Origin of the sequence: Micromonospora arida (assembly GCF_003857035.1) — a bacterium.
Taxonomy (GTDB): domain Bacteria; phylum Actinomycetota; class Actinomycetes; order Mycobacteriales; family Micromonosporaceae; genus Micromonospora; species Micromonospora arida.
The window spans coordinates 1-19,697 of the sequence record NZ_QGSY01000244.1; the positions used below are offsets into that span (position 1 = coordinate 1).

Consider the following 19,697-nt stretch of genomic DNA (forward strand, 5'->3'; position numbering starts at 1 on the left):
CCCCCGACCCCGCTGACCCTGCCCGTCCTGCGGGTTTGCCCCCGCGCCAGCGGGAAAGCAGCCCGCGTGCCCAGGGGAGGGTTCCGGCGGTCGTCGCCGGTTGGGGGGAAATCATGCAGGCAATCCGCACGATCAACCGCGCGCTCTCGTCCGTACTGACACTGGTGGGGCTGGTCGGGGCGTTCGTCCTGTTGTCGATCGCGCCGGCGCGAGCCGGCGAGAACGTCTTCGTCGAGGTGACACCGAACAGCGCCCAGGCCGGCAGCCGAGTCAACATCAAGGCGAGCTGCGACAACGACAACAACAACCGACAGTCCAACGTGCACTCCGACGCGTTCGGGCACGTGATGCTCAAACCGGACAAGGGGTTCCTGACCGGGCAGGCCACCATTCCGAGCGACAAGGCTGCCGGTGACTACCCGGTCGACCTGCGCTGCGAGAACGGCCAGACGTCGTCGACCACGTTGACCGTGTTGAACATGGCCTCACCCAGCAAGGGCCCGGCGACCGGTGGCGGTGGGATGGCCGGTGGGCGCGGCACCGGCTCGCTGCTGGTGCTCGGTGGCGTGGCGCTGGTGGCCACCGCGATCGTGCTCGGGATGGCCGGCGGCCGACGTCGATCGGGAGCCGGCTCCTGAGCCGGATCACCCATGACCCGCAGATCCGCGCGTGCGCGGCGGGATCGCCGCGCCCGCCTCCGGGCCGGGCCGGCGCTGCGCGCGTCCGGCCGGCTGGTGGCCCGCGTCTCCGGACGGCTGCGCCGGGTCGCCGGGCAGGCCGTGTCGGCCAGCGTCACCACCACCGATCCGGCCGCCCGCCCACTGCCGCCACGGCGGCCGGCCGGGCCGCCGTCGGCCCGACACCGGTTCGGTACGAGCCCCGGGTTGCCGGTGCTGGCCATCGCCGCGCTGATGGTGCTGATCGTGGCGATGCTCGGCGTCGAGCAGGTGACCGGGATGAGCCTGTTGCCGGACCGGCTCAGCGCCGGCCTGCGACCGCCGCCGAAGAAGTTCCCGGTACTGCCGGCCAGCCATCCGACCAGCCTCGCCATCGAGAAGATCGACCTGCGGGCGCCCGTACACGACGTGGGCATCGCCCCGGACGGCACGATCGCCGTGCCGGACGCGGCCCGCGCCCAGGAGGCCGGCTGGTACGACCAGGGGCCCACCCCGGGCCAGTACGGCCCAGCCGTGATCGTCGGGCACGTCGATACCACCAGCGGACCGGCGGTCTTCCACAAACTCCGCGAGCTGCGCTCCGGTGACGAGATCGAGGTCACCCGCACCGACCAGCGCGTGGCGGTCTTCGAGGTCAACTCGGTGGAGAAGTTCGACAAGGGCCGACTGCCGGTGGACGAGGTGTACGGCGACTTCAGCCGCCCGAGTCTCCGACTGATCACCTGCGGCGGCCAGTGGGTCGGCGGCGAGACCGGCTACGCGGACAACGTGGTGGTCTTCGCCTCGCTGGTCAAGGCGCGTTCAGGCGGCTGACCGCTGTCGACGTACTCGGCGAGCCGGGCGGCCCCGGTGAGCATGGCCCGGCCTCGCTCGGTGAGCCGTTGCCGCCACTGGCGCAACGACGCGGCGAGCGGTTCGGCGCCGCCAGCGTCGCGCACTCGACGCAGCACGCCGGCGATGTGGTCGAGCCGGTACCCGCCGCGGCGCAACAGGTGGGCCAGTTCGGCGTCCCGGACGTCGTCGGGAAGGTAGAGCCGGTAGTGGGTCATCGGATCACGCACCGGTCGCAGCACCCCGGCCCGCTCCCATTTGCGCAGCGTGGCCGCCTGTAGACCGAGCCGGTGAGCCAGCACGCTGATCGGCACGGCTCTCTGGCTCTGCGGTTGCGGTCTCGTTCCGGTGAGCGTCGCCACCGCCGCCTCGACAGCGTCCAGGGTTTCCCGATCGCGCTGAAGCAGGGCATGACCCTGGTCGATGGTGCGCAACGCCGTGTCGATCTCACCTCGGTTGACGGCCCGCATGATCTCGCCACTGGCCGCATAGCCGTGGCCCGGGATCAACGCGAGGTAGGCACGAAGCGCCTTGGCGTGCAGTTCGGTGAAGCGACGGTAGCCGTTCGGCGTGCGCTGGGCCGGCGGCAGGACGCCGTCTCGTTCGTAGTTGCGCACGGCCTGCGCGGAGAGACCGTGGGCGCGCGCGAGGTCGATCGGTCGCCGCACCCCGGGGTTTGAAGGTTTTGTGCCTGTCACCGCGCTCCACCGCTCGTGAGTCTCAACCGCTGGTTCAACGATACGGTTCATGGAATGCCACCTTTTCTCGACCTGCTGGCGGTATCCCCGGAGCTGCTCGCGCTCGGCGAACCGACGCACGGTGAGTCCGCCTTCCTCCAACTCCGCAACGAGGCCTTTCTGTCGCTGGCGGAGCACGGTTACCGCTCGATCGCCGTGGAGAGCGACCGGACGGCCGGGCTGATCGCCGACGAGTTCGTGCAGGGCGTCGGCGCCGTGACGCTCGACCGGGCGCTCGCCGAAGGGTTCAGCCACGGATTCGGAGCGGCCCCGGCCAACCGCGACCTCCTGCTGCGGATGCGGGAGTGGAACGCCGGACGGCCGGTCGCCGAGCGACTGACGTTCCACGGCTTCGACGCCCCGGTGGAGTTGGAGAGTGCCCCGAGCCCGCGCCGCCACCTCGCCCAGGTCTGCCAGTTCCTGGACCTGGACCGGGCTGCCGAGATCGACGACCTGATCGGCGACGAGGTGCGGTGGAGTGACACGGCCGCGATCTGGGAACCCGGCCGATCGGTCGGGCGCTCGACCGAAGCCCAGCGACTGCGGGTGCTCGCCGACGACCTGCTGACCGAGCTGTACCTGCGGGCACCGTGGAAGTCAGCGGGCTGGCCGGCGGCGTTCGTGCACGCCACGGCCGCGGTCGCGTTGCTGCGTTACCACGCCGCGGCCGCCGCACCACTGGCCCAGGAGGAACGCTTCGCCCGCCTGGCCGCGGTCCGGGACGCGCTGATGGCCGAGAACCTGCTCGCGATCCGATCGGCCGAGGCACACCGCGGGCCCACACTGGTCTTCGCGCACAACACGCACCTCCAGCGTCACCTGAGCACGATGACGCTGGCCGACACGAAGGTGACATGGGCCGGCGCCGGCGCCATCATCGCGTCGCTGCTGGGCGACCGGTACGCGGTGATCGCCGGCAGCCTCGGCGCGAGCCCGGCGCTCGGCATGGGGCCCCCCGCCGCCTCGACCTACGAGGGCCGACTCCAGCAGGAGAGCAGCCTTCCCCGGTACCTGCCGGCGTCCGACATCGCAGCGGCCGAGCAGCGAACGCACGACTACCGCTACTTCCCGCTGGACCAGGCCACCATCGAGCACGCCGACGCGGTCCTGCACGTCCCGACCGGTGTCGACACGGCCGTGCTCGCCGATCGGATCGCCGCACTGCCCGGCGTCGAGCAGGTCGTGGCGAGCGAGGAGAACGGATCACCCGAGGCGGCCTGGGGCGACCGGTTCTTCTTTGTCGGCCCGGACCGCCGCCAGCCGTTCGCCACCATCGTCGAGCACGACGTGCCCGGCTTCGACGAGGCCGCACAGCTTGACCGGCCCGGCGTCTTCCGCCTCAACCTGGACCTGGGCCGGGCGGAGTTCGAGCGGCTGTTCGGCTTTCCGCCCAAGGCGTTCGAGGAGCACCGGCACGAGTTCGACTTCGCCCGACTGGACACCCTCGTGCCGCACCCGGGCTACGCACAGTACGGCTTCGCCAGCATCGTCATGCCCGGTCCGCAACTGCTGCCCGAGATCGACCGGCTACTCGCGATCGCGTACGGCCGAGCGGTCGACCGCCACGAACGCGCAGCGCGCCGGGCGATGCGCCCGCAACCCGGAGCCTGACCACGCCCTACGTGGTCAGGCGGCTGCCTCGGGCTCCCGCAGGTCCAGCCAGTCGGCCCAGCGGGGGTCGGGGGCGCGGTGGCCCAGCACCCGCCAGGCGGTGCCCTTCGGCGGGGCCGGCAACGCGTGCAACCGCCATCCCATCTCGGCCGGGGTCTTGTCGCCCTTGGTGTGGTTGCACCGGGCACATGCGGCGACCACATTCTCCCAGGCGTGCCGGCCACCGCGGCTGCGCGGAAAGACGTGGTCGATGGTCTCGGCCGGGCCCCGGCAGTAGGCGCACCGCCACCCGTCCCGGGCGAAGATCGCCCGGCGGGACAGCCCGACATGCGTTCGGTACGGCACCCGGACGAAGCGCGTCAGCCGGACCACGGATGGCACCGGGAGCGCGTCCCGGGCGCTGTGCAGGATGCCGTCACCGTCGGCGACGCAGACCGCCTTGGCGGAGAGGACGAGGATCGCGGCGCGACGCACCGACACGACACACAGCGGCTCGTAGGTGGCGTTGAGGACCAACGCGCCGGAGCCCACCGTGGGTCGTATGTCAGGCATCGCGCTCACCCTCCCGGTTCAGCGGCTGCTGGGGACCGCCGCCGACCGGGGCCGGGCACAAGGGCCCACACGGTCGACGCCGGGCCGATCACCGACGTCCGTTGCGCCAATAGTCCCTGATCGGACCCCGGATTGCACGTACTAATCTCTCTTCTGGTAAGCGGATCACCCACGCCGGGACGGGCAACTGCTCCGGCCTGGGCGGACGCTGGCCGGTGACACCCCCACCGCCGGTCTCACCGGTACCGGACCTGCGCCGGGCGCCGGATCGACCCCGGTCTCACCAGCCACCTCGGTTACGACGCTTCGGTGCTCAGCCTCGACCGATCGGCCAGCAGGCCCAGCAGCCATCGGCTCCTATGGTCAGGGCATGATCGACAAGCTTGCCGCAGCCACCGTGCGCCACCGGCACGTCGTCCTGACACTTGGGCTCCTCCTGGTCGGCGTGAACGCCGCAGCGCCGGAGCCCGCGTCCGTCGTGGGGCAGCGCCTGTTGATCCTCAGCTCCCTGGCGGCCCTGGTCCTGGCGATCGTCGTCATGGGGGTCCGCCCGGCCTGCTTCGTGGTGCAGCTACAGGTCCCGGCGTTCGCCACGCCAGGGCCCGCCTGGACGGTGTTCTTCGCAGTGGGCTACCTCGGGCCCGTGTCCACTCGCATCAACGCACTGGTGCGCTCGACCAGAGAGGGCACGCTGTCGACGTTCGACCTGGTCTTCGATGTCCTCTGGATGGTCCTGGCCGCGCTGCTGGTGGCGTGGGCGTGGCGGGGTCATGGTGTGCGACTGCACCCGTCCGGGGTACGGCAGACCTGGGCGCTGGGCTCGCTCACCGTGCCGTGGGAGGCCCTGCTGACCCCGCAGATTCCCCCGGCTGGCAACCGCCGCCCGTGGCTCCCGATGAGGATCACGGAACCCCGGCTGGTTCGGCGGTACGGCATTCCGCCGAGCCGGGGGGCGTTGCGGACGGACATCGTCGACGCGGGCTTCCTCGCTGCGGCCATCGGGCACTACGTCGCCCACCCCGAACACCGGGCGGCGATCGGTAGTCAGGCCGAGTACGAACGGCTACGCGCCGCGTTGCCCCGGAGCGGGTGAGCGTCCTGCCCTCGGCAGCGGGTCACCGGCCGGTGGGTCGGCGGCGGGCGCTCGGGCCCCTTGCGGTACGAAGACAGGGTGAGTGCCGCCAGTGTGACGCCCCTAGCCCTGTCCGACGCCGTCTTGGTGAGCTGCCAGGGCAGCACCTCCTGCGAGTGGATCTACCGGATCACCGGGTCGGCCTGGTTCGCCGAGGGAAGCTACTGGATCCTGCTCAAACCGCTTCGGGTGCTGCTGATCCTGGCACTGGCGATGGTGGCCCGCTGGGCGCTGCACCGGACGATCAACCGGTTGGTTCGGACGACCACCGATGGTGCGGTGCCGACGATGCTGCGGCCGCTGCGCGAGCGGGTGCCCACCGCCGCGGTCGACCCGGCCGAGTTCGTGCCCGAGCGACGGAGGCAGCGGGCCGAGGCGATCGGGTCGGTGCTGCGCAGCCTGACCACCGCGTTCGTCTTCGGCATCGCGCTGCTGATGATCCTGCGGGAGTTCAGCTTCGACCTGGCTCCGCTGCTGGCCAGCGCGGGGATCGCCGGCGTCGCGCTGGGCTTCGGCGCGCAGAGCCTGGTGAAGGACCTGATCGCCGGCCTCTTCATGCTGATCGAGGACCAGTACGGCGTGGGTGACAACGTCGACCTGGGCGAGGCGATGGGCGTGGTCGAGTCGGTCGGCCTGCGGGTCACCACGGTGCGCGACGGCCGCGGTGTGCTCTGGTACATCCGCAACGGCGAGATCATCCGGGTGGGCAACAAGAGCCAGGGTTGGGCCCTCGTGGTGGTGGACCTGCCCATCGGTTTCAACAGCACCGAGGAGGCAACGGCGGTGCTACGGACCGCTGCCGCCTCGATCGCCATGGACCCGGAACTGTCACCCGAGATCGTGGAGGCGCCCGAGGTGCTGGGTGTCGAGCAGGTGACGGTGGACGGCGCGGTCATCCGCACCGTGGTGAAGACCACCGCGGACGGGCAGTTCGCGGTGGGCCGGGAACTGCGTCGACGTCTCGCCGAGGCGCTGGAGAATTCGGGGATCACCGCGCAGATCGCTGCGGCCCGCATCTATCCCGGTCTGTCGACCCGGCCGTTGCCCGAGGGTGAGACCGGCCAGGGCGGCGCCACCTGAAACCGCCGACATTGTCCGGCAATTCAGGGGTCGCGAGCCGGGCGGCCCCTCGGGTATCGTCCGTTCGTTCAGTCGGAGAGGCGACGAACGACCCGTTCGACCTAGCTAGTTGTCAGACGATCGGGCAGAATCCGGAGCACGCGTTCACACCAAAGCGTGATCACATCCTCGCTGATCCGTAGATCTGACGAGCGCTTCCGGCCGGGCTGCCACGAGCGGCCGAGCCGGGGCCGATGGAGGCGACGGTGCCTGACGAGCGACCTTCCGCGGAAGGCCCCGCCACATTTCGCGAAGTCTTCGGCCAGCACGAGTTCCGGGCCGTGTTCGTGGCCGGCGCTCTTTCCTGGGTCGGCGACTACGTCGCGAAGGCCGCCGTCACCCTGCTCGTCTATCAGCAGACCCGGTCCGTCGCGCTCTCGGCGACCGCCTTCGCGGTCAGCTTCCTGCCCTGGTTGCTCGGCGGTCCCGTGCTCGCCGCACTCGCGGAGCGGTACCCGTTCCGACGGGTGATGGTGGCGTGCGACATCATCCGGATGGCGCTGATGCTGCTCATCGCCATTCCTGCCCTGCCGTACCAGGCGGTGCTGGTGCTCATCTTCGCCGCCACGCTGGCCAACCCGCCGAGCCAGGCGGCGAAGTCCGCGCTGATCCCGCAGTTGCTCACCGGGGACCGACTGGTGCTGGGGCTGTCGCTGAACAGCAGCGTCGGGCAGGCCGCCCAGGTCGTGGGGTACGTCTTCGGCGCCGCTGTCGCCGCCATCGACCCGGAGGCGGCGCTGCTGTTCAACGCGGCCACGTTCGGTCTCTCGGCGCTGCTGGTTCGCCTCGGTGTGCGCCACCGCCCGGCGGTCATCAACCCGGAGCACCGCAGCCACCTGCTGCAGGAGACTCGCCAGGGGTTCGGCATCGTGTTCCGCACACCGGTGCTGCGGGCCATCGCGGTGCTGGTGTTCAGTTCGATGCTCTTCTCGATCGTTCCCGAGGGTCTGGCCGCAGCCTGGGCCCACGACGAGAGCCGTGGCGCGGTGAGCGCAGGCACCGCACAAGCGGCGATCATGGTGGCCAACCCGATCGGCTTCATCCTCGGTGGGTTGCTGGTGAGTCGCCTGTTCGGGCCGGCTCGCCGACTGAGGCTGATGCGGCCGCTCGCGGTGCTCGCCCCGTTGGTGCTCGTACCGGTGCTACTCGACCCCCCGCCGCTGGTGGTCGCGCTGCTCGCCGCTCTCTGCGGGTTCGCAGTGGCCGGCATGATGCCGATGGCCAACGGGTTGTTCATCCAGGCGCTGCCCAACGGCTTCCGGGCCCGCGCCTTCGGGGTGATGGCCACCGGCATACAGGTCATCCAGGGCCTCGCGGTGCTGGTCACCGGGATGCTCGCCGAACGGTTCCCCATTCCGATCGTGGTGGGGGTCTGGAGCGCGGCCGGGGTGGTGCTGATGGCGGTGGCCACGCTGCGGTGGCCGGACCGGCAGACGGTGGACGACGCGATCACCGCCGCCGCGTTGGCCAACGCCGCTCCGCCGCCCTCCGGGCCCGGCGGCCCGGCCAGCGACCGCCCGGTGGAAGGCACGTCCGACCCACATACCGGTGACGGTCACCGCCGGCACGCGGTCACCTGACCGTCGAACCGACCTCCACCCGTGCGGGCCGGGTGCCCCATATTCGGGGTTGTCGACCCGGCGTGATCCGACGCACGCCGTGCGGGTCGGGTCGGCACCGGACGCACCTGGCAGGATGGAACGGTGACTTCCGCAGGTGAATCCGACCGTCCCGGTGCGTCGATGACCCTCTTCGAAGCGGTCGGCGGCGAACCCACCTTCCGCAAGCTGGTCGACGAGTTCTACGCCGGCGTCGCCACCGACCCCCTGCTGCGACCCATGTACCCGGAGGAGGACCTGGGCCCGGCCGCGGACCGGATGACCCTGTTCCTGATGCAGTACTGGGGTGGGCCGAACACGTACTCCGCTCAGCGCGGGCACCCACGGCTGCGGATGCGCCACGCGCCGTTCCGGATCGGCGCGGCCGAACGGGACGCCTGGCTGCGGAACATGCGCCGTGCCGTGGACCGGCTCGACCTTGAGCCGGAGATCGCCGGCACCCTCTGGGACTACCTGGAGCGGGCCGCGTACTTCATGGTCAACGTCGAGGACGACCCGGCCAACGGCGGCTGACCCACCCCACCCGGAGCGGCGTCAGAGCAGCGCGCCCTCGTCGTGCAGCCAGTCCACGAAGCTGGTGGCAACCGCCGCGCCGCAGTCGAGCATCTCGACCAGGAGCGCGTCGTGGGTGCCGGCACCCAGGGGCACCTGAAGCTCGGCGTAGATCGGTAGCTGACCGCGCTCGGTCGGGTCACCGATGTACGCCTTGCAGAACCGGCGGGTGTGGTTCCACTCGTTGACCACCCGGTATGCCCGGTCGGCCCAGTCCGGCGGGACCGTGGCGTGCGGACGTGCCCGCATGACCAGGATCTCGTCCTCCGGCCCTTCGAGGGTGACCAGCACCGCGTGCCGCTCCCACATCGCCAGCAGGTTGCCGTCGCCGTCGGCCAGGTAACGCACGTCGAGCAGATCGAGCGCGTCACAGACCCGGCGCAGACTCACCGGCTCGACGGTGGCGGGCATCTCGGTCAGCACGGGCCGCTCGTTGGACGGGCAGTCGTCCCCCGGCTGGCGAGGGCTGGGCGGCCCGATCCGGACCGCGCTATCGACTGTGATCCCGCTTCGGGCTTCCGGATCGCCGCCGCCGTCGGCGGGACCGGGGCGCCATGACCACCACGGCATCGCTCGCGCACCTCACTCCCCAGCGGATCCAGTCGCCTACGGTGCGTTGGATCCGAGGATGGACGGTACCCGGACAGCCGAGTTGAAGCACCCCCCCAACGGCCGCCCCTGACCAGAAGAATGATCCGGGATCATCCGTTCGGACGAGTGCTCAGGGGTGTCACGGCAAGATCCGTGGCCTTCTGCAACCAAGCCGCTCCGTGCGGTCCCACCAGGCCGACCCAACGACCGGCCACCCGCACCTGAACGGCGTCCCCGCCCTCGCCGGCCGCCGAGCCGTGGGCGGCGCCGAGGAAGCCCATCCGGACCACCCCCTGCACCAGCCGCTGCGGCACCTCGACCGGCGCGGCGGGCGTCCCGTCCGGGGTGATCAGCACCGCCACGTGGTCGAGCAACGCGTCACGCAGGGCCCGCTGGCCCACGGCACGGCCGGCCACACCCTGCTCGCTCGCCGTCCGCAGGGTGCCCGCCGCCGCGTCGGCGATCCGTCGCAACTCGGCAACGGGCAGCGCCTCCACCTGGTCGCTCCGCGTCGGCGGCAGCGGCCACCGCCACTGGGCGTCCCGGCGGGTCGGCAGGGTCGCGCCGCCCCGCTCCAGCTCGGCGAGCAGCTCCGCGGCTGCCACAGTGACGTCCTCCGCGACGCCGTCGGCCGGCCCACCGGCAACCGTGCGGACCACCAGGACCTGCCACGGCAGCCGGGCCCACAGGGCGACCCGGCCCGGTGCGCCGGCCGGCCGCAGCCGGACCGGCGCGACCGGATCCAACCGGACCAGCCGGGCCAGGAAGGCGCCCGCGTCCGCCACCCCGGCGACACCGTGGGTGGACGCGGCCGTCCGGCCCGGCTCGGCGGTGCCCGGCCGGGTCACGCCGCGCCGCCCTGCGGCGCGTACGTGAGCAGGAAGTCCCGTTCCTCGGTGGTGATCCGCCGGGGCACCTGGCGGGTCAGGTCGAACGGCACCAGCACCGAACGGGCCCGGCTGGCCAGCACCTCGCCGTCGTACAGCTCGTAGGCGACTGTGAACCGGGAGGCCCGGATCTCCTCCACCCACAGCTCGATCCGCACTGTGGGTGCCGCCTCCGCGGTGGCCCGGCCGAGCGCGTAGTCGACCGGTCGCAGGTAGTCGACCTCGTGCCGGCGGATCACCACCCCGTCGGCGAACGAGCCGACGCCCCAGGCCCGGCCGCCGGCGAACATCAACGCCACCCGCGCCTCCTCGTACAGGGTGAGGAAGCGCGAGTTGTTGACGTGGCCGTACGCGTCCAGGTCGGACCAGCGCAGGGTGCAGTGGTAGACGAAGCGGTCAGACACCTTCTCGGCCGGTCAGTCGCGGGTCAGCTTGCGGTAGGTCACCCGGTGCGGCCGGGCAGCCTCCGCGCCGAGGCGGTCGATCTTGTTCTTCTCGTACGCCTCGAAGTTGCCCTCGAACCAGAACCACTTGGACGGGTCCTGGTCGTCGCCCTCCCAGGCCAGGATGTGCGTGGCGACGCGGTCCAGGAACATCCGGTCGTGCGAGATGACCACGGCGCAGCCGGGGAACTCCAGCAGCGCGTTCTCCAGGCTGGACAGCGTCTCCACGTCCAGGTCGTTCGTCGGCTCGTCGAGCAGGATGACGTTGCCGCCGATCTTCAGGGTCAGCGCCAGGTTGAGCCGGTTGCGCTCGCCGCCGGAGAGCACCTTCGTCGGCTTCTGCTGGTCCGGGCCCTTGAAGCCGAACGCGGCGATGTACGCCCGCGACGGCATCTCGACCTTGCCCACCATCAGGTAGTCCAGCCCGTCGGAGACGACCTCCCAGACGGTCTTGTCGCCGTTGAGGCCCTCACGGTTCTGGTCGACGTACGACAGCGAGACGGTGGGGCCGACCCGGACCTCGCCGCCGGTCGGCTCCTCCAGTCCGACGATGGTCTTGAACAGCGTGGTCTTGCCGACACCGTTGGGGCCGATGATGCCGACGATGCCGTTGCGCGGCAGCGAGAACGACAGGTTGTCGATCAGCAGCCGGTCGCCGAAGCCCTTGCTGAGGTTGTTCGCCTCGATCACCGTGCTGCCCAGGCGCGGGCCCGGCGGGATCTGGATTTCCTCGAAGTCCAGCTTGCGGGTCTTCTCCGCCTCGGTGGCCATCTCGTCGTACCGGTCGAGGCGTGCCTTCGACTTGGTCTGCCGGGCCTTGGCGTTGGAGCGGACCCACTCCAGCTCCTCGGTGAGGCGCTTCTTCATCTTGGCGTCGCGGCGACCCTCGACGGCCAGCCGGGCGGCCTTCTTCTCCAGGTAGGTGGAGTAGTTGCCCTCGTACGGGTAGGTCCGGCCACGGTCCAGCTCAAGGATCCAGTTGGCCACGTTGTCGAGGAAGTACCGGTCGTGGGTGATCGCCATGACGGTGCCGGCGTACTTCGCCAGGTGCTGCTCCAGCCAGGAGACGCTCTCCGCGTCCAGGTGGTTGGTGGGCTCGTCGAGCAGCAGCAGGTCGGGTGCCTCCAGCAGCAGCTTGCAGAGCGCTACCCGACGGCGCTCACCACCGGAGAGCTGGGTCACGTCGGCGTCCGGCGGCGGGCAGCGCAGCGCGTCCATGGCCAGTTCGAGCTTGGAGTCGACGTCCCAGGCGTCGAGGTGGTCAAGCTCCTCCTGGAGCTTGCCCATCTCCTCCATCAGCTCGTCGGAGTAGTCGGTGGCCATCTGCTCGGCGATCTTGTTGAACCGCTCCAGCTTGGCCTTGGTCTCGGCGACCGCCTCCTCGACGTTGCCGAGCACTGTCTTGGCCTCGTTGAGCGGGGGCTCCTGGGCGAGCATGCCGACGGTGTAGCCGGGCATGAGTCGGGCCTCGCCGTTGCTCGGCTTGTCCAGCCCTGCCATGATCTTGAGGAGGCTGGACTTACCGGCGCCGTTCGGACCGAGCACACCGATCTTGGCTCCCGGCAGGAAGCTCAACGTGACGTTGTCGAGCACGACCTTGTCGCCGTGCGCCTTGCGCGCCTTTTCCAGGACGTAGATGTACTGGGCCACGGTGCGGGCTACCTCCGTCGGTTGCTGTCGCTGATCGGCGGCGCGGCGCGGGCTGCGAGGACCGCCCGCCGCCGCCGGCCGGGAGCCGGCCGCGCGCACGCCATCGTCAATCCTGACAGGTACGGCGCGCTTCGCCCACATCACCCCGCCCCAGGAGTACGCGGGCGCGCCGCGTTGCCGCTCGGCAGTCCGCTTTTTATCGTGACTGGATGTCTACCGAGCTCGTCATCGAGCTGCCGGACGAGCTGGCCGACCGGCTGGCCGAAGAACCCGACATCTCGGCCTTTCTGACGGATTGCATACGAAAGGACATGACCGACGAGCGCATCCTGCGCAAACTCCGGCAGGCGGGCTTCGCGCTCTCTCCGGCTCACCTGAAGCGGGCCGGTCGGGTGGTGAACGCGGCGCTGGAGCAGATCACACCGAAACTGGGTGCTCTCGTCGCAGGACCCGAGGCGGGCATGCCGGATGAACCGGCGTTCACTCCTGGCAGATCGGCATTCGTGTTGGACACTCCGGCGCTGCTGGCCTTCGCCGGTGGCGATGAGGATGTCGCCGCCAGGATCGTGGTGGCCTCTGATCGCCGACTGACGGTGGTCATCCCGGCGGGATGCCTGGCCAGCGCCTACCGACAAATTCCCCAAGAGGGGTGGTGGGTGCTGGACCTCCTTGCCGCTCTACGCCCGACGCAGGTCACTGCCCTGACTGCGGACTGCTCGGCTGCGCTGGGCCTGTGGTTGCGGAGTGTGCCGGCCGTGGATCTGGCCCAGGCTGCGATGGAGGCCGCTCGGGCGATCACACCGATCATGACGGATCGGCGGGAGTTGCTCGGCGAGGTGTTGCCGAAGGATTGGCCGATCATCGACCTCTGACCTGCGGGCTGTCGACAAGATCACCTCTAGGATTCGGTCGCACCGAGGCGGGTAGGAGACTCCGGCACGGGGCACAAGACGCCGCAGCTACGCTCAGTACGCTCATCGCGGTGGACCCGTCAGCACCCGGAGGTGGCCGATCGTGACCGTCCGTAGCTCCTTTGTCGTAGTGGCGAACCGTCTGCCGGTCGACGAGGTGAGCACACCCGAGGGCCGGCAGTGGCGACGTAGCCCTGGCGGGCTGGTCACCGCGCTGCATCCCGTACTCGCCGAACACAAGGGCACCTGGGTCGGCTGGGCCGGTGGCACCGGCGCGGCCCCCGAGCCGTTCGACCTGGAGGGGATCCGGCTGCACCCGGTCCCGCTCAGCGCCGAGGAGTTGGAGCGCTACTACGAGGGCCAGTCCAACGCGACGATCTGGCCGCTCTACCACGACGCGGTGGAGACGCCGGCCTACAAGCGCCGGTGGCGGGAGGCGTACCGCCTGGTCAACGCCCGGTTCGCGGAGGCCGCAGCCGACGTGGCGGCCGAGGGCGCGACGGTCTGGGTGCAGGACTACCAGCTCCAGTTGGTACCGGCGATGCTCCGTGAGCTCCGCCCGGACCTGCGGATCGGGTTCTTCCTGCACATCCCGTTCCCGCCGATCGAGCTGTTCATGCAGATGCCGTTCCGTACCGAGATCCTGCGCGGTCTGCTCGGCGCCGACCTGGTCGGTTTCCAGCAGCGGCTGGCCGCGCAGAACTTCGTCCGGCTGGCCCGGCACCTGCTCGGGCTGCGCTACGAGGGGCAGATGATCCAGGTTGACGGTCGGCAGGTGAAGGCGGGCGCCTTCCCCATCTCGATCGACACCCAGGAGATGGAGCGGATGGCCGCCGATCCGGCGATCCAGGCCCGGGCCAAGCAGATTCGCGCCGAGTTGGGCGACCCGAAGACGATAATTCTGGGCGTGGACCGGCTGGATTACACCAAGGGCATCGAGTTGCGGCTCAAGGCCTTCCGGGAGCTGCTGGCTGACGGAAAGTTGACAGTTCCCGACGCGGTCATGGTTCAGGTCGCCACACCCAGCCGCGAGCGCGTGGAGCACTACCAGGCACTACGGGTGAAGGTGGAGCGCGAGGTCGGTCGGATCAACGGCGAGTTCGGCAGGGTCGGCGTGCCGGCGGTCCATTACCTCCATCAGTCGTACAGTCGCAGTGAGCTGGCGGCGATGTACGTTGCTGCCGACGTGATGATGGTGACCCCGCTGCGAGACGGAATGAACCTCGTGGCGAAGGAATACGTAGCATCACGTGCCGACCAAGGTGGCGCGCTCGTGCTCAGCGAGTTCGCCGGCGCCGCCACCGAGCTTCGCCAGGCATTTTTGTGTAACCCGCACGACCCGGACGCGGTCAAGGACGCCCTCCTCCGGGCAGTGCACGTGGAGAAAACCGAGGCACGCCGCCGGATGCGGACAATGCAACGTCACCTGCGTACCCACGACGTGGGCCACTGGGCCAAGTCTTTCCTCTCTGAGCTCGGAGTTCCCGAGGCGGAGGCCGAGTGAACACGTCCGTCAACGATGGGGCGGCAACCGCCACCGGGGTCATGGACCCTGAGTTGCGTTCCGCCATCGGCCGGATCGCCCGGGTCCCCCAACTCCTGGTCGCCTGCGACTACGACGGCACGCTGGCGCCGATCGTGGAGGACCCGAGCACGGCCGTCCCGCTGCCCGAGTCGGTGGCTGCCGTCCGCGCGCTCGCCGCCCTGCCGCAGACCACCGTGGCGGTGGTTTCCGGTCGGGCGCTGCGCGACCTGGCCGCGCTCTCGCGGCTGCCCAGCGAGGTGCACCTCGTCGGCAGCCACGGCTCCGAGTTCGACATCGGCTTCGTCGAGCGGCTCTCCCCCGAGCTGGTCGCCGTGCGGACCCAGGTCCGCAACGCGCTGCGTGAGATCGCCGCCCAGCACCCGGGCATCCGGATGGAACGCAAGCCGGCGAGCGTCGCGATGCACACCCGTGGGGTCGACCCGCAGATCGCCGCCGCCGCCATCGAGGCGGTCCTCAACGGTCCGGCCACCTTCGACGGCGTCACGGTGACCCAGGGCAAGGAGGTCATCGAACTCTCCGTGGTGGCCACCCACAAGGGCACCGCACTCGACCAGTTGCGGACCCAGCTCGCCTCCAGCGCGGTGCTGTTCATCGGCGACGACGTCACCGACGAGAACGGGTTCGCCCACCTGCACGGTCCCGACCTCGGCATCAAGATCGGCCCCGGCGACACCGAGGCCAGCTACCGGGTGGCCGACCCGCTGGAGGCCGCCCGCGCGCTGGCGCTGCTGTTGGAGACCCGGCGGCACTGGCTGTTCGGTGAGCGGGCGGTGCCGATCGAACGGCACTCCATGCTGGCCAACGGTCGTACCGTCGCTCTGCTCACCCCCGAGGCCAAGGTGAGCTGGCTCTGCCACCCCAAGCCCGATTCGGCGGCGATCTTCGCCGACCTGGTCGGTGGCAGCCCGGCCGGCCACTTCAGCATCACCCCGGAACGTGGCGGCATTCCGCTGGGCCAGCGCTACCGCTCCGGCACGATGACCGTGGAGACCCGCTGGTCCGGGCTCACCGTCACCGACTGGCTGGACAAGCCGGCCCGGGAGACCACCCCGGACGACAGCCCGGCGGTCATCACCGGCGACTCCACACTGGTCCGGGTGCTGACCGGCAGTGGCAAGGCCAAGGTGGAGTTCGCGCCGAGGCCCGAGTTCGGCCAGGTCGCCGTGCAGTTGCAGCCGCTCGGCGACGGCCTGCTGGTGCTCGGCTCCAACGAACCGGTCGCGCTCTACGCCCCCGGCGTGGAGTGGGAGGTCGGCAACGACGGCGGTTACGAGACCGCCAAGGCGATCGTCGACCTCTCCGCCGCCGGTGGCCAGGTCGTGCTGGAGCTGCGCTTCGGCACGCACAGCCTGGAGCACCACCGGGTGCCGATCCACGAGCGGCAGGCCGCCGCCGAGCAGCCGTGGAAGGACTGGGTGGCCTCGCTGCGGCTGCCGTCCACCGCCCGGGACCTGGTCGCGCGCAGCGCCCTCACCCTGCGCGGGCTCTGCCACGAGGCCACCGGCTCGATCCTGGCCGCGGCGACCACCTCGCTCCCCGAGGAGCTGGGCGGCGTCCGGAACTGGGACTACCGCTACTGCTGGCTGCGCGACGCCGCGCTGACCGCCCGCGCACTCGTCGACCTGGGCTCCGTCGAGGAGGCCGAGGCGCTGCTGCGCTGGGTGGACGGCTGCATCGAGCGCACCGGCGGGCACCCGGAGCGACTGCACCCGCTCTACACCATCGACGGCTACGAGCTGGGCGCCGAGGCGGTCATCGACACGCTGCCCGGGTACGCCGGCTCCCGGCCGGTCCGGGTCGGCAACCTCGCCAACCACCAGTTGCAGCTGGACGTCTTCGGCCCGATCGCCGACCTGATCGCGGCCGTCGCCGACGCTCGCGGTTCGGTCCGCGACGACGAGTGGCGGGTCCTGGAGAACATGGTCGAGGCGGTCCGCCGCCGCTGGCACGAGCCCGACCACGGCATCTGGGAAGCCCGGCTGCCACCCCGGCACCACGTCTTCTCCAAGGTGATGTGCTGGATGACAGTCGACCGCGCGCTGCACGTGATGCGCGAGCACGGCGGCGAGGACCGGCCCGAGTGGAAGGACCTGCGCGACCGGATCGGCGCCAACGTGCTGGAGCACGGCTGGCACTCCGACGTCGAGGCGTACAGCGTCGCGTACGGGGACGAGGACATGGACGCCTCATCGCTCTGGATCGGCCTCTCCGGCCTGCTCCCGGGCGACGACCCGCGCTTCCTGTCCACCGTCCTGCGGATCGAGGCGGACCTGCGCAGCGGCCCGGTCGTCTACCGCTACCACTGGGACGACGGCCTGCCCGGCCGTGAGGGCGGGTTCCACATCTGCACGGCGTGGCTGATCGAGGCGTACCTGCGCACCGGCCGCCGCACCGACGCCGAGGAACTGTTCGCGCAGATGGTGCTGACCGCCGGCCCGACCGGTCTGCTCCCCGAGCAGTACGACCCGCTCGCCGAGCGCGGCCTGGGCAACCACCCGCAGGCGTACAGCCACCTCGGTCTGATCCGCTGTGCCCTGCTGCTGGACAACATGCTCAAGCAATAATCGACAGTTGGTACGACGACGGGGCCGGAGCGCACATGCTCCGGCCCCGTCGGCTGTCCGGCCCTGTGAGTCTGTGTCCACAGCGACTCCGCCGATCTGTCCGCACGCCTCAACCTGCGCTCGCCCGCGCGTCGGGCCTCCTGCCGGGCTGATCCACTGAGTGTTCGGAACAGTCCCGAACAGGCCGAATCCTTCACTGTGGAATTCCGAAAGCTGACGATGAGTGGGTGCCGGCTACTGAGCCTGGCGACTTGGTGCGAAGACAAGTTCGAGTTTTCAATTCGCCTGCCAGGCCCAAATGCTCGGCACGCAGTGACGGAAACCCCCCAATGAAAGGATCTCACGTGCGCAGGACCCAAGCATGGTTGGCAGCGCTGTTGCTGGCCGCAACCACCGCAGGAGCAGGCGTTGGTGCGCCCGCCGCGGCCGCCCCCGAACCTACTGTCGAGAAGGACAAGGGCGCCCTCCTCGGAGAGCTCACTTTCGACAGCAACCGCATCAGGACAACCATTCGAGACTCGCGCCAGAAGGATCTGAAGGCCCGCAGTCGCGGCCTGGCCCAGGCCGAAGTGGACGACCGTCAGCAGAAGCGCAGCAAGTTTGTTCGCGACACCGCAGCCGCAACAGGCAAAGCCTACGCGCCGTCGGAGGTCGATCTGCTCGAGCTGGGTCCGGACATCCGAATGTACGCTCCCCGCGACATCGAGATCAAGAAAGTCAGCCTCAAGGTCTACGAGAATGGCTACGACGCGTACGTTGAGGACTCCCCGTACGTTCCCGCCAATGAGCAGGCGCTGCTCGCGGAGGGTAGCGCTGCTGTGGCCGCAGAGCCGTACCCGTTGCGGACCGCCTCGGGGAATTACCGGATCGAGGTCGCCGACAAGGCTCTCATGAACGCCACCTGGGAGCGGTGGGTAACCAAAAACGACGGCAATGGCAGCTACAACTACTATGCGACCAAGCGGCGCGGCTACATCGACGCGCTCGACCCGTGGACGTCTGAGATCCAGGAAATGTATATGTCCAGCTACCCGGGCTCGGGCTATTCGGGCGTCTTTCTCTGGAACGATGAGAACGTTCCCGGTGGCAGCTACGAGAACTGCGGCGCGGGATACAACCTTGGAGTGTCGGCTGGTCCGGTCGCGGTGTTCAGTGTCTCCATCCCTGGCGACTGCACCTACGTCAACGTCTCACATCCCAACCCGGGCCGCTACGCCCTGAGTTACCAGGGCACTGGCTTCGACTCCGGATCTGCCGAATATGGGCAGTCCGTCGTTGTCCCGCAGGGCGCGGAGGTCCGCTGGGGATACACCCAGCAGTTGCAGTCGTACACGCCCGGCGCCGGCGTGACGATCTGCAAGATCACCGGTCAACCCGCTGACGGCGGTGGCGGGAGCAAGACCTGCCCGTGGCAGTAACGGAAGCTGAGGTGCTTCAAAAGGTAGGCAGTTCCGCTCGGTAGTAACCACAGATTCCGGCTCAGGTTTGGTTGCCTGGGCCGGTTTCGTGGTGCCTGGCACCGGCCGGTCCGGCGCCAGGCCCGCATTCGCCTCGACGATGTGTCAGCCGTCGAGGGCGTCCACCACGTCGCCCACCACCACCACGGCGGGCGGGCGCAGTTCGGCCGCCAACAGATCGGCGGCGACCTCGCCCAACGTGGACCGCAGCACCCGCTGGGTGCCCGTCGTGGCCTCCTGGACCACCGCGGCCGGCGTCTGCGGCGACCGACCGTGGGCGATCAGGGTGGCCGTGATGGCGGCGAGGTTCTTCAACCCCATCAGGATCACCAGGGTGCCGTGCAGACCCGCGAGGGCGTCCCAGCGCACCAGCGAAGCCGGCGCGTCGGGTGCCAGGTGCCCGGAGACCACAGTGAACTCGTGCGCCACCCCCCGGTGGGTGACCGGGATGCCCGCCGCGGCCGGCGCGGCGATCGAGCTGGTCACCCCGGGCACGACGGTCACCGGCACGCCGGCGGCCGCGCAGGCCAGCAACTCCTCACCGCCACGGCCGAAGACGTACGGGTCACCGCCCTTGAGCCGCACCACGAAGGCGCCCGCCAGCGCCCGGTCGACCAGGATCTGGTTGATCTCCTCCTGGGCCCGGGACGGGCCGTAGGGGATCTTCGAGGCGTCCACCAGCTCCACGTCGGGACGCAACTCGTCGAGGAGCAACCCGGGCACCAACCGGTCGGCGACCACCACGTCGGCCTCGGTGAGCAGCCGCCAACCCTTCACGGTGATCAGCTCCGGGTCCCCCGGCCCCGCCCCGACCGGCG

At 70.2% G+C, this 19,697-nt stretch carries 18 protein-coding genes; 11 read left to right on the plus strand and 7 right to left on the minus strand.

What is annotated here, in order from left to right:
* The first annotated feature begins 113 nt into the window (after positions 1-113).
* Both DLJ58_RS24550 and DLJ58_RS24555 read left to right on the plus strand, forming a co-directional pair.
* Positions 114-638, plus strand: coding sequence for a hypothetical protein (locus tag DLJ58_RS24550; RefSeq protein WP_124859695.1), 525 nt, complete (start codon positions 114-116; stop codon positions 636-638).
* 75 nt (positions 639-713) lie between these two features.
* Entirely contained in the window at positions 714-1,490 is a 777-nt protein-coding gene (locus DLJ58_RS24555) for a class F sortase (RefSeq protein ID WP_244219113.1), read from the plus strand.
* Here DLJ58_RS24555 and DLJ58_RS24560 read toward each other — a convergent pair.
* Entirely contained in the window at positions 1,433-2,176 is a 744-nt protein-coding gene (locus tag DLJ58_RS24560; RefSeq protein ID WP_124859721.1) for a MerR family transcriptional regulator, read from the minus strand. The two genes, DLJ58_RS24555 and DLJ58_RS24560, sit on opposite strands and share 58 nt — an antisense overlap.
* 84 nt (positions 2,177-2,260) lie before the next feature.
* Between DLJ58_RS24560 and DLJ58_RS24565 the strand changes: the two genes are divergently transcribed.
* Positions 2,261-3,856, plus strand: coding sequence for a DUF6194 family protein (locus tag DLJ58_RS24565; protein WP_124859699.1), 1,596 nt, complete (start codon positions 2,261-2,263; stop codon positions 3,854-3,856).
* 15 nt (positions 3,857-3,871) lie between these two features.
* Here DLJ58_RS24565 and DLJ58_RS24570 read toward each other — a convergent pair whose 3' ends face one another.
* A complete protein-coding gene (locus tag DLJ58_RS24570; RefSeq protein WP_030488239.1) occupies positions 3,872-4,408 on the minus strand; it encodes an HNH endonuclease in 537 nt (178 codons plus the stop codon).
* Positions 4,409-4,778: 370 nt separating this feature from the next.
* Here DLJ58_RS24570 and DLJ58_RS24575 point away from each other — a divergent pair, with 370 nt between their 5' ends.
* The 4 genes from DLJ58_RS24575 to DLJ58_RS24590 all read left to right on the plus strand — a co-directional run bounded on the left by DLJ58_RS24575 (position 4,779) and on the right by DLJ58_RS24590 (position 8,791).
* The gene (locus DLJ58_RS24575; RefSeq protein ID WP_124859701.1) at positions 4,779-5,501 is read left to right on the plus strand and encodes a hypothetical protein; all 723 of its coding nucleotides are present in this window, start codon (positions 4,779-4,781) and stop codon (positions 5,499-5,501) included.
* Between the two features lie 123 nt (positions 5,502-5,624).
* Positions 5,625-6,620 (plus strand): mechanosensitive ion channel family protein, encoded by a 996-nt coding sequence (locus tag DLJ58_RS24580; RefSeq protein ID WP_482805532.1) that lies wholly within the window; start codon positions 5,625-5,627, stop codon positions 6,618-6,620.
* Between the two features lie 233 nt (positions 6,621-6,853).
* Positions 6,854-8,239 carry an MFS transporter gene (locus DLJ58_RS24585; RefSeq protein ID WP_124859705.1) on the plus strand — a complete coding sequence of 462 codons (1,386 nt, stop codon included), beginning with the start codon at positions 6,854-6,856 and terminating at the stop codon, positions 8,237-8,239.
* A gap of 123 nt (positions 8,240-8,362) precedes the next feature.
* Complete coding sequence (locus tag DLJ58_RS24590) at positions 8,363-8,791, plus strand: globin (RefSeq protein WP_124859707.1); 429 nt, start codon at positions 8,363-8,365, stop codon at positions 8,789-8,791.
* A gap of 21 nt (positions 8,792-8,812) precedes the next feature.
* Here the strand turns inward: DLJ58_RS24590 and DLJ58_RS24595 are convergent, their stop codons facing one another.
* The 4 genes from DLJ58_RS24595 to ettA all read right to left on the minus strand — a co-directional run bounded on the left by DLJ58_RS24595 (position 8,813) and on the right by ettA (position 12,401).
* Complete coding sequence (locus DLJ58_RS24595; protein WP_124859709.1) at positions 8,813-9,400, minus strand: type III secretion system chaperone family protein; 588 nt, start codon at positions 9,398-9,400, stop codon at positions 8,813-8,815.
* A 131-nt stretch (positions 9,401-9,531) separates the two neighbouring features.
* Complete coding sequence (locus tag DLJ58_RS24600; protein WP_124859711.1) at positions 9,532-10,269, minus strand: DUF8185 domain-containing protein; 738 nt, start codon at positions 10,267-10,269, stop codon at positions 9,532-9,534.
* A complete protein-coding gene (locus tag DLJ58_RS24605; protein ID WP_091405490.1) occupies positions 10,266-10,712 on the minus strand; it encodes an acyl-CoA thioesterase in 447 nt (148 codons plus the stop codon). Before DLJ58_RS24605 ends, DLJ58_RS24600 begins: the two co-directional genes overlap by 4 nt.
* Before the next feature lie 12 nt (positions 10,713-10,724).
* Positions 10,725-12,401: an energy-dependent translational throttle protein EttA gene (gene ettA, locus DLJ58_RS24610; RefSeq protein ID WP_124859713.1), complete on the minus strand. Its 1,677-nt coding sequence runs from the start codon at positions 12,399-12,401 to the stop codon at positions 10,725-10,727.
* 209 nt (positions 12,402-12,610) lie between these two features.
* Here ettA and DLJ58_RS24615 point away from each other — a divergent pair, with 209 nt between their 5' ends.
* The 4 genes from DLJ58_RS24615 (at position 12,611) to DLJ58_RS24630 (ending at position 18,840) form a co-directional block, all read left to right on the plus strand.
* Positions 12,611-13,273 carry a PIN domain-containing protein gene (locus tag DLJ58_RS24615; RefSeq protein ID WP_124859715.1) on the plus strand — a complete coding sequence of 221 codons (663 nt, stop codon included), beginning with the start codon at positions 12,611-12,613 and terminating at the stop codon, positions 13,271-13,273.
* A gap of 142 nt (positions 13,274-13,415) precedes the next feature.
* Complete coding sequence (locus tag DLJ58_RS24620) at positions 13,416-14,816, plus strand: alpha,alpha-trehalose-phosphate synthase (UDP-forming) (RefSeq protein ID WP_030333449.1); 1,401 nt, start codon at positions 13,416-13,418, stop codon at positions 14,814-14,816.
* A gap of 41 nt (positions 14,817-14,857) precedes the next feature.
* Positions 14,858-17,422: a trehalose-phosphatase gene (gene otsB, locus DLJ58_RS24625; protein ID WP_124859723.1), complete on the plus strand. Its 2,565-nt coding sequence runs from the start codon at positions 14,858-14,860 to the stop codon at positions 17,420-17,422.
* 344 nt (positions 17,423-17,766) lie between these two features.
* Positions 17,767-18,840, plus strand: a complete 1,074-nt coding sequence (locus DLJ58_RS24630; protein WP_124859717.1) for a hypothetical protein — start codon at positions 17,767-17,769, stop codon at positions 18,838-18,840.
* 144 nt (positions 18,841-18,984) lie between these two features.
* Here DLJ58_RS24630 and cobA read toward each other — a convergent pair.
* Positions 18,985-19,697 (minus strand): uroporphyrinogen-III C-methyltransferase (gene cobA, locus DLJ58_RS24635; RefSeq protein ID WP_124859719.1); only part of this gene is annotated, 713 nt, incomplete at its 5' end.

Bases quoted from the DNA above. Each gene is read 5' to 3' on its own strand.
- DLJ58_RS24595 (WP_124859709.1), bottom strand. From the start codon at position 9,400: ATGCCGTGGTGGTCATGGCGCCCCGGTCCCGCCGACGGCGGCGGCGAT.
- DLJ58_RS24615 (WP_124859715.1), top strand. From the start codon at position 12,611: ATGTCTACCGAGCTCGTCATCGAGCTGCCGGACGAGCTGGCCGACCGG.
- otsB (WP_124859723.1), top strand. From the start codon at position 14,858: ATGGACCCTGAGTTGCGTTCCGCCATCGGCCGGATCGCCCGGGTCCCC.
- DLJ58_RS24575 (WP_124859701.1), top strand. From the start codon at position 4,779: ATGATCGACAAGCTTGCCGCAGCCACCGTGCGCCACCGGCACGTCGTC.
- DLJ58_RS24550 (WP_124859695.1), top strand. From the start codon at position 114: ATGCAGGCAATCCGCACGATCAACCGCGCGCTCTCGTCCGTACTGACA.
- DLJ58_RS24565 (WP_124859699.1), top strand. From the start codon at position 2,261: ATGCCACCTTTTCTCGACCTGCTGGCGGTATCCCCGGAGCTGCTCGCG.
- DLJ58_RS24570 (WP_030488239.1), bottom strand. From the start codon at position 4,408: ATGCCTGACATACGACCCACGGTGGGCTCCGGCGCGTTGGTCCTCAAC.
- DLJ58_RS24585 (WP_124859705.1), top strand. From the start codon at position 6,854: ATGGAGGCGACGGTGCCTGACGAGCGACCTTCCGCGGAAGGCCCCGCC.